The organism is Pseudoalteromonas sp. SWN29, from assembly GCF_015864465.1.
In the GTDB taxonomy this organism is placed as follows: domain Bacteria; phylum Pseudomonadota; class Gammaproteobacteria; order Enterobacterales; family Alteromonadaceae; genus Pseudoalteromonas.
This window is the reverse complement of sequence record NZ_JADYXE010000012.1, coordinates 1-16,011: the sequence shown is the minus strand read 5'-3', so window position 1 is coordinate 16,011 and position 16,011 is coordinate 1. Positions and strand designations below refer to the sequence as shown.

General features: G+C 38.6%; 14 protein-coding genes and 1 pseudogene. 10 read left to right on the top strand and 5 right to left on the bottom strand.

Features of this window, described 5'->3' with window-relative positions; genetic code table 11:
- Positions 1-9: 9 nt before the first annotated feature.
- Genes I6F53_RS06370 through I6F53_RS06360 form a run of 3 tightly spaced genes read right to left on the bottom strand, consistent with a single transcriptional unit; the run spans position 10 to position 3,087 of the window.
- Positions 10-1,314: an ABC transporter permease gene (locus tag I6F53_RS06370; protein ID WP_197238934.1), complete on the bottom strand. Its 1,305-nt coding sequence runs from the start codon at positions 1,312-1,314 to the stop codon at positions 10-12.
- The gene (locus I6F53_RS06365; protein WP_197238932.1) at positions 1,311-2,009 is read right to left on the bottom strand and encodes an ABC transporter ATP-binding protein; all 699 of its coding nucleotides are present in this window, start codon (positions 2,007-2,009) and stop codon (positions 1,311-1,313) included. The genes I6F53_RS06370 and I6F53_RS06365 overlap by 4 nt, the downstream gene beginning before the upstream one ends.
- 7 nt (positions 2,010-2,016) lie before the next feature.
- On the bottom strand, positions 2,017-3,087 hold the full coding sequence (locus tag I6F53_RS06360) for a CDP-glycerol glycerophosphotransferase family protein (protein WP_197238931.1): 1,071 nt from the start codon (positions 3,085-3,087) through the stop codon (positions 2,017-2,019).
- Between the two features lie 178 nt (positions 3,088-3,265).
- Between I6F53_RS06360 and I6F53_RS06355 the strand changes: the two genes are divergently transcribed.
- From I6F53_RS06355 to I6F53_RS06320, 8 genes and pseudogenes are all read left to right on the top strand, one after another.
- A complete protein-coding gene (locus I6F53_RS06355) occupies positions 3,266-4,369 on the top strand; it encodes a phosphoribosylaminoimidazolesuccinocarboxamide synthase (RefSeq protein WP_197238929.1) in 1,104 nt (367 codons plus the stop codon).
- Between the two features lie 122 nt (positions 4,370-4,491).
- Entirely contained in the window at positions 4,492-5,154 is a 663-nt protein-coding gene (locus tag I6F53_RS06350) for a methylamine utilization protein (RefSeq protein ID WP_197238928.1), read from the top strand.
- A complete protein-coding gene (locus I6F53_RS06345; protein ID WP_197238927.1) occupies positions 5,147-7,462 on the top strand; it encodes a bifunctional diguanylate cyclase/phosphodiesterase in 2,316 nt (771 codons plus the stop codon). The genes I6F53_RS06350 and I6F53_RS06345 overlap by 8 nt, the downstream gene beginning before the upstream one ends.
- Complete coding sequence (locus tag I6F53_RS06340; protein WP_197177983.1) at positions 7,449-8,282, top strand: DUF3034 family protein; 834 nt, start codon at positions 7,449-7,451, stop codon at positions 8,280-8,282. The genes I6F53_RS06345 and I6F53_RS06340 overlap by 14 nt, the downstream gene beginning before the upstream one ends.
- Entirely contained in the window at positions 8,282-8,701 is a 420-nt protein-coding gene (locus I6F53_RS06335; RefSeq protein WP_197177982.1) for a group I truncated hemoglobin, read from the top strand. Before I6F53_RS06340 ends, I6F53_RS06335 begins: the two co-directional genes overlap by 1 nt.
- A gap of 64 nt (positions 8,702-8,765) precedes the next feature.
- A complete protein-coding gene (locus I6F53_RS06330) occupies positions 8,766-9,830 on the top strand; it encodes a CDP-glycerol glycerophosphotransferase family protein (RefSeq protein ID WP_197177981.1) in 1,065 nt (354 codons plus the stop codon).
- A gap of 76 nt (positions 9,831-9,906) precedes the next feature.
- A complete protein-coding gene (locus I6F53_RS06325; RefSeq protein ID WP_004335499.1) occupies positions 9,907-10,332 on the top strand; it encodes an adenylyltransferase/cytidyltransferase family protein in 426 nt (141 codons plus the stop codon).
- Positions 10,333-10,335: 3 nt separating this feature from the next.
- Positions 10,336-11,169 (top strand): annotated as a pseudogene (locus tag I6F53_RS06320) (sulfurtransferase).
- A gap of 286 nt (positions 11,170-11,455) precedes the next feature.
- Here I6F53_RS06320 and I6F53_RS06315 read toward each other — a convergent pair.
- The gene (locus I6F53_RS06315; RefSeq protein WP_197177980.1) at positions 11,456-11,815 is read right to left on the bottom strand and encodes a DUF5522 domain-containing protein; all 360 of its coding nucleotides are present in this window, start codon (positions 11,813-11,815) and stop codon (positions 11,456-11,458) included.
- A 43-nt stretch (positions 11,816-11,858) separates the two neighbouring features.
- Between I6F53_RS06315 and I6F53_RS06310 the strand changes: the two genes are divergently transcribed.
- Complete coding sequence (locus tag I6F53_RS06310) at positions 11,859-12,185, top strand: hypothetical protein (protein WP_197177979.1); 327 nt, start codon at positions 11,859-11,861, stop codon at positions 12,183-12,185.
- A gap of 96 nt (positions 12,186-12,281) precedes the next feature.
- Here I6F53_RS06310 and I6F53_RS06305 read toward each other — a convergent pair whose 3' ends face one another.
- Positions 12,282-13,250 carry a class 1 fructose-bisphosphatase gene (locus I6F53_RS06305; RefSeq protein ID WP_197238926.1) on the bottom strand — a complete coding sequence of 323 codons (969 nt, stop codon included), beginning with the start codon at positions 13,248-13,250 and terminating at the stop codon, positions 12,282-12,284.
- Between the two features lie 153 nt (positions 13,251-13,403).
- Between I6F53_RS06305 and I6F53_RS06300 the strand changes: the two genes are divergently transcribed.
- Complete coding sequence (locus tag I6F53_RS06300; protein ID WP_197238925.1) at positions 13,404-15,833, top strand: zinc-dependent metalloprotease; 2,430 nt, start codon at positions 13,404-13,406, stop codon at positions 15,831-15,833.
- Positions 15,834-16,011 lie beyond the last annotated feature (178 nt).

The window sequence follows — 16,011 nt, the reverse complement described above, 5'->3', positions numbered from 1 at the left end:
ACCTAAAAATTATGCTTTTATACTCATGCCATCGCTGAGTGAATAAAAATAAGCGCGAGTAGCGGGTATTAAGCCAATAATAAAACCGGCTGCCATAATAACGCCGATTAAGCCCAGTTCATAGTAAGAGAGCATAGTGATATTTACGCTTATACCGGCATGGCTTTGTAAGTAACCGCTGGCTGAAAAAATAACTAAATAGTAAAGTGCACTACCTACTAGGCAACCAAGTAAAGTGGTCATTAGTGACTCAATACTTATAAGTGTAAATAAATGCCAAGGGCGAGCGCCTACCGAACGTAATATAGCAAGTTCGCGACGACGCTGACTTAAATTTGCAAGCAATGTCGTTAGCATGCCAAGTAGGCTTACTAACACGACAACAGCTGAGAATAGTAACAGTATCTTTTCTACTATGGCGAGCATTTCCCACAACTCTTTAAGTGTTACGGTTGGCATAATCCCAAGCAGGGCTTCTTGCTTATATTGATTTATATTGCGCCTAATTTGTAGTGTGTATAAAGGCGAATTAAACCCCATTAAAAATGCCGTAATTTGTTTAGGATGACCTGTTAAATCATTATGCTTTGCGTGTTCAGCGTGTTCAGCGTGTTCAGCGTGTTCAGCGTGTTCAGCGTGTTCAGCGTGTTCAGCGTGTTCAGCGGGAGCTAGACTTGAACCGCCGTGAATTAAATCGATTGCAGCTAAAGGTATATGCAATGTTTTATCAACAGGCGTGCCTGTTGGATTTAAAATGCCGACGATTTTAAATGGGTTGTCGTCATGATGATGAAAGCTGGTGTTCCCCATACCGTGGGATATAACAATAGAGTCGTTAAGTTTATAACCTAATTTATTTGCAACTTCACTACCTAGCACCACTTCGTTAATTGCAGCAAAAGGGTGGCCTTTGTTAAAGGTTAAATTTTGTTTTTTTGCAAAACGATAATGGCTAAAATAATCAAGTGTTGTGCCTAGTACCGCTTGGCCTTTATGGCTGTCGCCTAGGCTTATAGGTATGCTCCATTTTACGCCTCGCTGACTTGTTATGTATTCATAACTTTTCCAGCTTACGCCGTTATTAGTATGGCCGATTCTAAATACTGACGAAAGCAGCAACTGTATGTCGCCGGTACGTGCACCAACAATTAAATCAGTGCCCGAAATAGTATTACTAAAACTACTTTTAGCATCAATTCGTACACGTTCAATACTTAAAAGTAGCATTACACTAATTGCGATAGTAAATAGTGTTAATAGTACACTTGCACGACGGTTTAATAAGCTTTTGTAAGCGAGTTTAGCGAGAATCATACTTGTTCCTGCAAGCTTATAAGGTCAATAGAGCGGTTAAATAAAGGCTTTAGTGTTTCATCGTGGCTCACAAATACCAGCGTACTATCAGATAACGTTGCCTGCTCAAACAGTAGCTTTATAAAGCTTTCACGGTTATTTGTATCGAGTGCGGAGGTGGGCTCATCAGCAATTATTAATTCAGGGCTGCCTATAAATGCGCGAGCTGCAGCAACGCGCTGTTGCTGTCCAATACTCAGTGTTGCAACATCTTTATGGTGATACTGCACAGTAAGACCTAAAGCATTTAATAGCTGCATCGCTTCTTTTTGTAAGGCAGAGTTTTTATTTGATGATTGCTTTAATATTTTTTGTTTTCGGCTTTTTGAAAACTCACACCCAAGCGTTATATTTTCAATAGGAGTTAAGTAAGGAAGCAGGTTAAAGTTTTGAAAAATGTAGCCAATATGATCGGCTCTAAATGCATCACGGGCAGTATTACTTAGCGTACTGAGGTTTTGATTTGAAATTGATACATCACCGCTGGTAGCGGTATTAATACCTGCAAGAATCGCTAATAATGTAGATTTACCAGAGCCACTAGGACCGTGTAAAAAAATATGCTCACCTTTTTCAATAACTAGCTCGTTTATACTGAGCGTGGGTGAACTGTCGCTTTTATGCCATTTAAAAGTAACGTTTTTTAGATTTATCATTATCTGGTTACCAACCCCAATAGTTTAGATCTTTACGCATTTTAAGCTGTCTTATTATATTTAGTGGTTTGGATTTTAGTTTATCGTTACTTTGTAAAAATTCATTAGCTGCATTTAATACGCGCTGGCTAGATTGACCATCGGTATACGGATGAAGTTCTTGGCAATAGCTTTCTATGTTTTGCATTAAATCACTAGGTTTAGTAAGCGCATGTTCAATAGCTGCTTCTACTTCATCAGCGTCGGTAATATCGAGTAAATGAGGAAGGGGCTTTTGATTACAAAACGTGACTACCGGTTTACGTAGTAGTAAGAACATTAAAAGAACTGACGATGTATCGCACAGCATAACATCGGCTGCTTGGAGTAACGGCAATACATTATCGGTTTCAATAAATGTTAGATTTTCGTTACTCAGCGCTTTGTATTTATTAACCCATTCGGCAGGCATTTTAGGGTGAAACTGCATCAAAATACGCCATTTACCTTGTTCACTAAAATGTTTTATTTGCTCATATAGTTTAGGAGCAAGTGACAGCTTTCGTGAAAAAGTAGAGCATATAAGTAAAGTGGGGCGAGAGTCGTCACTTATATAAGGGTTATTTAAGGTATCGTTAAAAAGCGGATCGAGTGTTGGCCAACCGGTTTCAACTACTTTAAAGAAACCATGCTGCTTAGCTAGCTCTTTAAATCGGGTTGTTGTATTTGGCCCTTGCGTGCAATATAAATCGTAACAACCACGAATAGTAAAATGCCCACGATTACCTTCAGAGCTGCGTTTTTCAGAATTAAAACCATGAAATACAGCTACTTTTTTACCCGGAATAAAGCCTGGGACTATATTTCCTGGTATAAATGTAATGTTTGGAGTCCAGCTTTTAACATCTTTAATTGTATCTAAACGCTGCTCGTTTGCGGCTAAAAAGTTGGGGTTTACTTCGCTACCAGCTAAAAACCAACGTACTTCACCACCATGTGCCAATATCTGCGCCTGCAACGGTCTCAAAATAGCGTACGAGTAATTTTGAGAAATATACATTAAGTATTTTTTATTTTTAGTGGCAGTTAAGTAGTTCAAGCTATCTCCTCAGGCTGGTTAGCGCATTAAGTTTACCCCATTGCGACCCGCTTATAAATATATGCCTTTATTTGTTTTAAGCATCCGATTGAGCTTTGAGGTTGGCTAGATTATTATACAGTCTATATAACCCCATACCATACTTTGCTCAAAGAGCATCCCTAACCCCGGAGATAGCATGACTAGCTATAAAGTTTTAGACGTAAACGATGATTTACCCATTCGTACCAAAGGTGAAGTACACAGCGGTAAAGTTCGTTCAGTTTATTGGTTAACTGATGAAGATAGCGCGCGACTAATTAAAGATAAAGGCTACAAAGTGCCACAGGGTACTGAGCTTGCGATTATGGTTATTTCAGACCGAATCTCTGCATTTGATTGCATTTGGCAAGCTGAAAATGGTTTAAATGGCGTACCAGGTAAAGGTATAGCGTTAAACTCGGTTGCAGCCCATTGGTTTAAGCTATTTGATAAAGCAGGCCTTGCGGGTAATCACATTGTTGATATTCCGCATCCATATGTATGGATTGTGCGCAAAGCCAGTACTGTAAAAGTAGAGGCAATTGCTCGCCAGTATATTACAGGTAGCATGTGGCGCGATTACGCTAAAGGCGTACGTAATTTTTGTGGTATTGATTTACCAGAGGGCTTAAAAGCCAATCAAAAACTTGATAACGTTCTAATTACGCCATCAACAAAAGGTATTATTGAAGGTGTTGCCGATATTCCGCCAGTTGATGATGTAAATATTACCCGCGCTAACATTACTAATAATTTAGATGTATTTAACTTTAAGTCAGCAGATGACGTAACCAAATACGAAAAACTGTTAGTTGAAGGTTTTAAATTAATTAGCGATGAGCTTGCTAAGCTTGACCAGATTTTTGTAGATACGAAATTTGAGTTTGGTTATGTAGAGGATTTAAATGGCGCACAGCAGCTTATTTATATTGATGAAGTAGGCACGCCAGATTCATCACGTATTTGGGATGAAGCGGCTTATCAAGACGGTAAAATTGTTGAAAACTCTAAAGAAGGCTTTCGCCAATTACTTATTAATAATGTGCCAGAGAGCGACGTATTATTAAATAAAGATCGCATGAGTGAGCGTGAGCAGTTAGCTAAAGATTATATTTTACCAGAATCAGTAATGCTTGAAGTGTCAAATACCTATGTTGGCATAGCGAGTAAAATTGTGGGTAAAGATATTGTGATCCCTGAAGATCCTCGCCAAGAAGTAATTACTATTTTAGATAACGATTACGGATTAATTGTTAAATAGCAGCACTTAAGTGCTAACAAAGCCAGTAACTAAGTCTTTATTTTTAGTTACTGGGTTATAATTCTTGCAATTAGTGCTCGTCTCTAATTAACTTAACCTAACATTAATATTTAGGTGTTGTTATGTTTGAACGGGCATTGCAAAAAATTGTAAAAAGCAGTTACTTTTTAGCTATAGGTTTGTTTTTTAGTCAGTTTGCTTTAAGTGCTAATATTGATTTAGTAATAGAAGATCAACATGGCCAAAAATTATCAGGTGCAGTGGTTGAGCTTAATATTGCTGACAAACAAGCCACACCATCAAATTTGCCCATTGCTATAATGGATCAAGTTCATAAGCAGTTTTTACCCGAATTATTAGTTGTACAACAGGGTCAAAAAGTTAACTTTCCTAACAGCGATAATATTCGCCATCATGTTTATTCTTTTTCACAAGCTAAGCCTTTTCAACTAAGATTATATTCAGGGCAACCAAAAGAGCCCATTACGTTTGAGCAACAAGGGGTTGTTGTTTTAGGGTGTAATATTCATGATTCTATGGTGGGCTATATTTATGTAGCGAGTAGTGAATCCGTATATAAAACAGATAAAAAAGGCCATGTAAGTTTGCCTATTAATACACTACCTGCACAAGTGAGTGTGTGGCACCCTTTGCAAACAGCGCCATTGGAGAATAAAAAAATGATAACAATTAATTCTCAAAAACAGTTACAGATAACTGTAAATACATCCTCTCCAGCACCTAGAAACACTTTTGGTAGTAAGTTTAAGGCTGGTAATGACTAATAGTTTACGAAATCGAATAACCATTTTATGTGTCGGCTTAGTGTTATTAACTACTATGGTCAGCTTATTTAGTTTTTGGTGGTCTACGAGTAAATTTCAAGAACAAAAAGTAAATCAAGATATTACCGTAGCGCAAAATGTTTATAAGCAGTATTTAAAATCAAAAGAAAGCCTACTACTAACCGCAGCAAAAGTACTCACCTCCGATTTTGGTTTTAAGCAAGCTGTAGCTACGCGAGATGCAGGTACAATCAGCAGTGTGTTGTTTAATCATAGCCAGCGTATTGATGCCGAATTAATGCTGTTACTTGATTTATCGGGTAAGTTAATTTCGGCTAATACAAATGAAGGTGCTTTTGCACATGACTTAAAACCGCTAATGGAGGAGCTTTTAAGTGCGCCAGAAGAGTCTAGTTTTGTGGTGCTTAATAACGATCTGTATCAAATTATTTTATTACCTGTAAAAGCGCCACGTACAGTGGCCTATAGTTTAGTCGGCTTTAAAATTGATGACAATGTAGCCCATGAACTAAAAAGCTTAACAGGCATGGATGTAAGTTTTATAGGCAGTGCTGACGATATTGTTATTAGCTCATTAGCTAATCGCCCTGAACAATTTGAGCCTGTTAGCTATTTTAGTACCGTAACCACATCGCGTTTTTTTGGTGAGTACTTGGTGTATCGTAACCGCGATATAGACCTACCATCGTTATTGACCCATCCCATAATTATTTTACTGAGTGCTGATTTAACACAAAGCTATAATGACTTTGATAAGCTCTTATTTACACTTATTATTTTAGCTATTTTAACTATGTTTGTAGGTGTTATTACGAGCAGCATATTTGCAAATAATTTAACTACGCCACTTACTCAACTAGCTGTAATTGCAAGGCAATTTGCACAAGGTAATTATGCCTTTGAGTTTAAAGGCCAAAGGCAAAGTACCGAAATAGACACGCTAGTCGCAGCGTTTGATAGCATGGGTAATGATATTAATCAGCGCGAGCAACAAATTAGCTTTCAAGCCAGGCACGATTCCCTAACAGGCTTTTATAACCGCTCAGCCATGCTTGAGGTGCTTGATGATGAGTTAGATTTATCAGCCGAGTACACGCTCGTTGCAATAGACATAAAAGGTCTTCGCCATATAAACGATAAGCTCGGTCCGCGCATTGGTGATGACTGCCTAAAGGCGGTTGCTTGCAGAATAAGTGAGTTTTCGGATGAGTTAGGGGGCTTTCATGCACGTATTGGTGGCGATGAGTTTTTAACGGTATTTCCGACTGCTGCAGTACGTGAGCAAAAAAGCGGTATTGTGGGTTTAATGGCACAATTACAAGCGTGCTATACAATTCAAACACTTAAAATTAATTTACGCTTCAGTGCGGGTATTGTGCAGTATCCTACGCAAGGTATTGCGAGTGATGACTTAATGCGCCGTGTACTGATCGCAGTAGAAAGTGCAGCCAATAATCAAGAAAGCATACATCACTATCAAAATGGTGAGGACGAAGCGCATTTAGAACGCTTAATAATGCTTGATGAATTAAAGCAGGCAATTAGTGATGACGATGGCCAGTTATTTATGACTTATCAGCCTAAACTACACATGAAAACGCAAAAAATAGATAAAGTTGAGTCACTTATTCGTTGGCAACGAAAAGACGGAAGCTGGGTTAATCCCGAGCTATTTATTGACTTAGCGGAGCAGTCGGGGCTTATCGTTGAGCTAACCGCGTGGGTAGTTAATACGGTTATTGCACAAGTCGCTGATTGGCAATCTAAAAATATAAACTTACAGGCTGCAATAAATGTATCTGCGCAAGATATAGCATTTCCAGGTTTTCATTCCGCATTAGTACGCACACTTAAAAAGTATAAAGTAGATCCTAGATTGATCACTATTGAGCTTACTGAGCGCGATATGATCGAAAACGAAGAGAAAGGTATTAAAGCGCTCGAAAATCTTAAGGCAATTGGCGTTAAAATATCATTAGATGATTATGGTGTAGGGCAAACATCACTTGGTCGATTAAAAATGTTACCTATTGATGAGCTTAAGCTAGATAAGTGCTTTATCCTAAAACTTGATGAATCGCAAAAAGATCAATTTATAGTGCAATCATCAATTACGCTGGGGCACCAGCTAGGTTTCTCGGTTGTAGCTGAGGGGGTTGAAACGCTTGGCTCGTTAAATCTACTTAAAAGTATGCATTGCGACCATGCACAAGGATATTACCTAAGTAGGCCTCTAAAAGCAGAGCTATTAGAGAAATGGCTAGAGGAATACTATGAAAAAAATTAAATGTTTATTAGCTAGCCTGTTATTAATATTTACTTTACCGAGTGTTGCAAGCAATGGAAAACTGCTAGCTACGCCGGGAGTCTCTCAAATAGAAGGCAGCGGTGGCGGCGGGATTGTGCCATGGGCACAGCTTGCTGGATACGCAAGTGATGATGAGTTTTCGGTAAATGGCTTTTGTAGCCGCGCAGATGTAACCGACTACACACTTGATGTATGTGGTGCACAGCTTAATTTATTTAATCGTGTTGAACTGAGCTATGCCCAACAGCGCTTTGATGTACCAGCACTTGATGCTGAAATAGAGCAGTCAATTACAGGTGCTAAAATACGTTTATACGGCGATATTGTTTACAGTGATTGGCCACAACTTAGCTTAGGTATTCAGCATAAATCACTGGATGATGGCAGCATTGCAACACTCGTAGGCGCACAAGATACCAGCGGCACTGACTACTATCTCGCTGCTAGTAAATTACATTTAGGGGCTATTGCTGGCTATAACTGGTTTTGGAACGTAACCACACGATACAGCGAGGCTAATCAGCTTGGTTTACTGGGTTACGGCGGAGTAAATGGTAGCGGCAAAGTATTATTTGAAGGTAGTACAGCTATATTTTTTAGTCGCCAAGTTGCCGTTGGCGTTGAGTATCGTCAAAAATCAAATAACCTAAATTTAGGCGAGCAAGATTGGAAAGACTTATTTGTAGCGTGGATGCCCAATAAGCATGTGAGTGTAACGGCTGCTTACCTTGATTTAGGGAGCATTGCAGGGGCTGACGATCAAACAGGTTGGTACCTATCGGTAACAGGGTATTGGTAATGAAAAGCGTTGGTATTTTTTTAATCTGTGTAGGATTACTTTGCGGGTGCGCGAGCTCAACTCAGTTATCACTTTATCAAAAGCTGGATGGTAAAGCGGGCTTGGCTCGAATAGTCGATAGTTTTATTTATCAGATAGGTAATGATGAGCAAGTTATTCATTACTTTGAACACAGTAATATAGCGTACTTTCGCCAAGGGTTTATTACTCATATGTGTATGTTAGTAGAAGGCCCATGTACATACGATGGCGACTCTATGGTGGCAATTCATACCGGTATGCATATTACAGAGAAAGACTTTAACCGTGTAGTTGATTTACTTATAAATGCAATGAATGAGCAGAACATTAGCCATAGCTTACAAAACGATATTCTTTCTAGAATGGCGCCACTTCGTGGTGAAATTATAAAAATGTAATCACTTTGTTTTTGTTATGCTGCTTTCAAGGTAGAATATAAAGAAAAAATAATAGTGATCCCATATGAATATAATTTTTGATACACAAAGCCTTTACTATCTTCCTCAGTATATCCCTGTTTATAAAGAATTATGTAAAAATGGCATCAAAGGTAAATTTGTATTTTATAAAAATAGCCATGAACATTTAATCCAGCGTGTTATAGATGACTATGACTTAGATCATATCTGGGTTAACGAACAAGAACAATCAATTGCTTATTACGAAAATGAAAAAGCTGATTGGGTGTTTTTTGCTAACTCTTTTTGTTACCTAGACCGCTTACATAAAGTATCTAAAAGCGCTCAGCTTGGACACGGAATAGGCCCTAAATCAAGCTACTATACTAAGTCTAGTCAAGCAATGACGGTTAGATTTGTTGAAGGACAGTACAGACTAAACCGTTTAAAATCAATGTATCCAAGTGATGAATTTGTTGATGTAGGCTTTTGCAAATTAGACCCTATTTTCAATAAAGAAAAAATTGATGGCACGTTAGAATTAACTAACTTTGATAATAAAAAACAAACTATTTTATACGCTCCTACATTTTATCCAAGCAGCTTAGAGTTATTTCCTGAAAATTGGCCGGAACATTTTGGCGATTACAACATCTTAATAAAACCTCATTACTTTTCTATTAGTAAAGAGCGTTATAAAAAACACGTGAAATTGCTAGATCATTGGTCAACGTATCCCAATGTATATTTAGCAAAAGTAGAAGATTATTCGTTAGTGCCTTTTTTAGATAAAGCAGATTTATTGATTAGTGATGCATCATCAGCTTTATTTGAATTTGCTCTGTTAAACAAGCCGGTCATTTGGTGCGATTTTTTGAAGTTGCGGTGGGGATACAAAGGAATATTTTCATATCGTTTTAAAAAGCGAATGGATCAAGATTATGGTGAGTATGCGAATGTTGCTATACACGCCAAAAAATATAAAAACCTTAAAAAGTTAGTTGAACAACAACTGGCTGAACCAGAAAGCTTAGCTAATATTAGATTGTCTTTATCAGAAAAGTTAGCGGGTAAAATGGACGGTAAAGCAAGTAACAGAATTGTTCAATATTTAATAAAAAATAAGTAACTATTACAAAAGTATTTGGATGTAATCGAACTACTAAAAGGATTTATAAACTCTAAATTATAATTGGGCTTTAGAAATGAAAAAAATTGGATATACAACGGGTGTTTTTGACTTATTCCACATAGGTCATTTAAATATTCTGAAAAGAGCCAAATTAGAGTGTGATTACTTAATTGTGGGTATTACTACCGATGAGTTAAGCAAGTCAGCTAAAAATAAAGAGCCAGTGATTCCTTTTCAGGAGCGTATGGAAATAGTTGAAGCAATAAAATTTGTTGATGAAGTTGTTCCCCAGGTTAATTATGACAAAGAAGAAGCCTGGAACAATTTAAAGTTTGATAAAATGTTCGTGGGTGATGATTGGAAGGGCACCGATAAGTGGAACCAAATAGAAGCTGACTTTAAAAAGTTTAATGTTGAAATATGTTATTTCTCTTATACCTCTCATACATCTAGTACAAAATTAAGAAACGTATTAGACAAAATATGTAGTGCTAAATAATTAATGAAAAACCTAATTAGCTGTCAGCAATTGCACGAGCAACTTAATAATCCTGCATTAGTGATATTTGATGCAGGTATGCTGCGCCCTGGTGTTTTGGGTACTTATTCGCCGCAAGCTGTGCTGCCTAACGCTAAACGTTTTGACATAAAAAACGAGTTGGCTGATAGATCAAACCCCTTACCAAGTACGGTATGCAGTGAGCAGCAGTTTACCCACGTGATGCAAAATGCAGGTGTAAATAACGAGTCGTTTATAGTTGTATACGAAGATGGCGGTTTATTTAGTGCAGCAAGAGCATGGTGGATGTTTAAAGCTATGGGGCATCACAATGTTAAAGTACTCAGTGGTGGCCTTAAAAAGTGGTTAGAGAGCGGTTACGCCACACAGCAGGGTTATAGCTAATCGTTAGGTAAAGGTGATTTTACGGCAAACTATAATTCTGATTACTTTATTAATAGCGAGCAAGTGCTTGACGCAGTAGATGAGCCTAACATTGTATTGCTAGATGCACGTGCTTGCACTCGCTTTACTGGCGAAGAAAGTGAACCCCGAAAAGGCATGCGAAGTGGGCATATCCCTAATAGTCGCTCGTTGCCTTTTATGGATTTACTCAATGAAGGTGAAGCAAAACCACTTGCCGAAATTAAAGCGATATTTAATGACGTAGTCGGTGATGCGCAGCAGTTACAATTTAGCTGTGGCTCAGGTATTACGGCGTGTGTTTTAGCGTTATTTGCTACTGAATGTGGGTATAAAAATTTAAGTGTTTACGATGGCTCGTGGAGTGAGTGGGGCGCAAGTGATTCATTGCCCATCGCCACGGGAGAAAAGTAGACGTGTTGTGGGTTTAGAGCCTGCTCACGTTAAAGCCGCAGCGCCTTTAAGCCTTTTTGTGAATAACAGCATTTAAAGTATTACTCACAAGGAGAAGTGAAGAAAATGAGAAGATAAAAATCAGTGCTTACTCGTATTTGAATACTATTTTTACACAATCGCTTACTCTAAAAGCGCAGCGCCTCTAAACCTCTTTGTGAATAACAGTATTTAAAATATTACTCACAAGGAGAAGTGAAAGTGAAGGTAAAAACCAATGTTTGCTCGTATTTGTATTAAATAGTTTTTACTTTCTAAAACCATAAGGGCAATTTTTACAACCATTTTTGCAGCACGAACCACGCTTTAAAAAAAACCACTTACTAAATACCATGTAGCCGTTTTGCATGGTGTAGTCGAGCTCTTCAATTAAATTGTCGTTACCTCTAAATTGTTTTGCAAAGTCTATTTGGATTTTAATAGGTTGTGTATAAACACCCTCTAAAAAAGTATTTATTTTATTAAGTGTGCACTTGCGGCATAAACAACTTGTTGCGGCACTATCAAGCGGTAAAATAGCTGGCAGCTCATTGCACCAACACGCTGATATATCGTCTACATTACACATTAGAGTACTGTGGCATTGAGTGCAGTTAAGTTGAGTCATTATAATTCTTTTTAGTAACAGTGAGCCAAGAATAACAAATATTATGAATACACAAAAAGCATTAGCTGAATTTATTACGTTTGGTGAACAAAGAGATGAAGCTATATCGGTTATCGTTTCAAGCCCTGCTGATAGCAATAAAGCTCATTATACTCTCTCAACCGAGGTTTTAGTTGATGTGCTAAAGCGATGTTTGAGTAGTGAAATAGACTTAGATGATTTAGAACTTTGGGCAAACGTAATTGAATCGCGAGGCGATATTGATTGCACTGAGTACGAAGGTGTTATTTATGCGCTCAGTAATAGTGAGCAAATGGGAGAGCTTAATCATCAAAAGCTTGCTCAAATAGTTGCGTTAGTAAAAATTTGATTTGTTTAAAAAACGAGGTATAAAACCTCACTTACAAAAAACCGCATTTAATTTAAATGCGGTTTTTTTACAATTAAGGACAATCGTTTTAAGCGATTATTTATGATATCCCAAGCACGTTTCTACTTCGTTTTTAGAACCTAAAATAACGGCTACGCGCTGGTGGATTGCATCAGGCTGAATATCCATAATACGCTCGGTACCGGTTGAAGCGATACCGCCTGCTTGTTCTACTAGCATAGCCATTGGGTTTGCTTCGTAAAGTAAGCGTAATTTATTTGGCTTTTTAGGATCTTTTGTATCGGTAGGGTAAGTAAATAAACCACCACGGCTAAGTACGCGATGCACATCGCCCACCATTGCTGCAATCCAGCGCATGTTAAAGTTTTTAGCGCGAGGACCAGTATCACCTGCTAGCAAATCATTTATATAGCTTTGCATCGCTGGTTGCCAATGGCGCTGGTTAGACGTATTAATTGCAAATTCGTTAGTATCAGCAGGAATGCTTGCAAAATCTTGTGTAAGTAAAAAGCTGCCTTGTGTTTTATCAAGGGTAAACATGCGCGTGCCTTTACCTGTAGTCAGCGCAAGCATAGTTGACGGGCCGTAAAGTACGTAACCTGCTGCAACTTGTTTATGACCTGGCTGCATAAATATGCTTTCGTCAGCGGCATCTGAGCCTTCAGGCGCTTCCATAATAGAAAATATAGTACCGACAAGCGAGTTAATATCGGTATTTGAGGAGCCATCAAGTGGGTCAAATGCCACTATAAATTTAGCGTCTGGGTTACCTGCTACTGTGTAGTCTTCTTCTTCAGAGGCGATTGCTTTAACCGTGCCTGATTCCAGTAAAATATCTTTTAACAGCTGATTAGATAATACATCGAGCTTTTTTTGAGTTTCGCCTTGAATGTTTTCATCAAGTGTTGAACCTAGCACGCCAGAAAGCTCGCCTTGACCAACGCGAAACGAAATTTCTTTACATGCCGCTAAAACTGTTCGAATTAATGATAAAAGTTCTCTTGAACAACCATCTTCAAGTAATACTGGAGGGAGTCTACGCATTCTATTTTCCTGATAACGTGTTAAAACCAATCATAATGTGAGAGAGATTAGCTTAGAGCGCTGAAATTCGTCTTAAATAACTGTATTGTTTAAATAGCACCCTATAATGGGCCACCTAATCGTACTTAAAACACAAATAACAAAGATAAGATTATGAAAAAAATACCACTACTAAGTTACATATTCTTTACTGTGCTGTGCTCTATCATAACCCAAGCGCACGCAGCAATTAAGTCAATTGATGAATTTACTACGCAAATGAATCATTTTCCGGGCTATTATTCGTTTTTTTACGATACCCAAAACGGAAAAGTATATTTAAAAGTTGATAAGTTTGAACAACAATTTTTACTGCAACAAAGCTTGCCATACGGTATTGGCTCTAACGACATAGGTCTTGATAGAGGGCAGCTTGGTAATACTCACCTTGTACAGTTTGAGCGTTTTGGCGACAAAGTAATGCTACGTGCTGTAAACACTTACTATCGTGCTAATACAAGTAATAAGGCTGAGCAGCAAAGTATTAAAGAAGCATTTGCATCAAGCATACTTGCTGGTTTTAAAGTAGTCGCAGAAGATAAAGCCACAGCACTTATTGATTACACACCTTATTTGTTAAGTGATGTACATGGCGTAAGCCGAACGCTTGCTGCACGTAAGCAAGGTAACTTTAGCCTTGATGAATCACGTAGCGCCGTTTATATGAATCGCTCAAAAGCATTTGTAAAAAACACCGAGCTTGAAGCTGTACTTACATTTAAAGGCACAAAACCAGGTGAGTTTGTTCGTCAAGTAAGTGCCGACCCATACTCACTTACCGTACACATGCATCATTCACTGATTCAATTACCAGATGATAACTACACACCGCGCAAGTTTAATCCACAATCTGGCTTTTGGAGTATAGAACATAAAGATTACGCAGCGCCGCTTGGTGACTCTATGTACGTGCGTTATATACCGCGCCACCGTTTAACTAAAAAAGATTCAAGCTTACCTATTAGCGAAGCTGTTAAACCAATTGTTTATTACCTTGATCCTGGCGTTCCAGAGCCTGTTAAAAGTGCTTTACTTGAAGGTGGAAAATGGTGGAACGACGCATTTACTGCTGCAGGATATAAAAACGCATTTATAGTAAAAGTACTGCCAAGTAGCGCCGACCCGATGGATATTCGTTACAACGTAATTCAATGGGTACACCGTGCAACGCGTGGTTGGTCATATGGTAGCTCGGTAATTGACCCACGCACGGGTGAAATACTTAAGGGGCATGTAACACTTGGCTCATTGCGTGTTCGCCAAGATATATTAATAGCCGAAGCACTTGCTGCACCTTATTTAAAAGGCAATGAAGTTGCTAAAAACTTACAAGCAATGGCGCTTGATCGTATTCGCCAATTAAGTGCACATGAAATTGGCCACACGTTAGGTATTTCTCATAACTTTGCGGCATCGGTAGGGGATAGAGCCTCAGTAATGGACTACCCACACCCGCTACTTAGTTTTAATGAACAAGGTAAGCTTGATGTAACACGCGGCTATGCAACAGGTATGGGCGTGTGGGATACCCAAGTAATTAAATATGGCTACAGCGATTTTACTAACCAAGATGAAAGTGCAGAACTTGCCGCTATTTTAAAGGAGAACAAAACTAAAGGCCTTGAGTTTATATCAGATAGCGACGCTCGTGCTAAAGGTGGCGCGCATCCAACAGCTCATTTATGGGATAACGGCACTAATCCTTCTAAGGAGCTTTTACGCGTACTCGACGTACGTAAAAAAGCACTTTCGCAGTTTGGTATTAATAATATTAAAACGGGCGATGCATTATCTCAATTAGAAGAGAAACTAGTCCCGCTTTATCTGTTTCACCGTTTTCAGGTTGAGGCTGCGGTCAAGCTTATAGCCGGTGTTGATTACGAATACGAAACACGCGACGGCTCAGCCGTAAAAGGCGCACAAGTCGTTAATAAAAAAACACAGCAAGAAGCGGTAAACGCTATTTTTGCAACGCTTAAGCCAAGTAACTTATTATTGCCGGAGTCAGTATTATCGCTAATTCCGCCAAAAGCGTATGGCGAGTCTAAATCGCGCGAGAGCATAGTTGGGCGCACAGGGTTAACGCTCGATGCAATGGCATTACCCGAGGTTGCAGTGCAGCACAGCTTGTCGCTTTTATTAAATGCACAGCGTTTAAACCGCCTAGCGCAGCAGCAAGCACGCAGTAACGACTTTTATAGTTTAGATGAGTTACTTGAGGAGCTATATAGCCAAGTGTTTAACGTGTCATCGCCTAATACAATGACAGGTAAAATAACTCAGCGCGTGCAATTTTTAACTGCAAAAACGTTTGCTGATTTAGTCGCAAGCGATAGCACAAGCCCTGAAGTGCAAGCGCAGCTACGTTACTACTTAGTTAAGTTGAGTGAAGACTTTAATCAAAACTCAATGCTTAGCAATACCAGTACTGGCGAGAGTGCGTTTAAGCAATATTTAGCTGAGCAAGTAAATCAGTTTTTAATTAAAGGGCAATGGCCAAACAACTTTAAAGTGCTGCCAATCCCACCGGGCTCACCAATTTAGAATAAAAAAATAGAAGCGCTTAGCTTTAATATTAGGGCGTGTTGATCTTTGCGGTATAAAAAACAAACAGCATGAGAATAAGGTATAATTGAATTCGCTAAAAAACGTTACACCGAACCCTCATGCCAAGATTAATGTTAACAGACGCGACATGGAATGTCTTATCAAAAGTAATGCA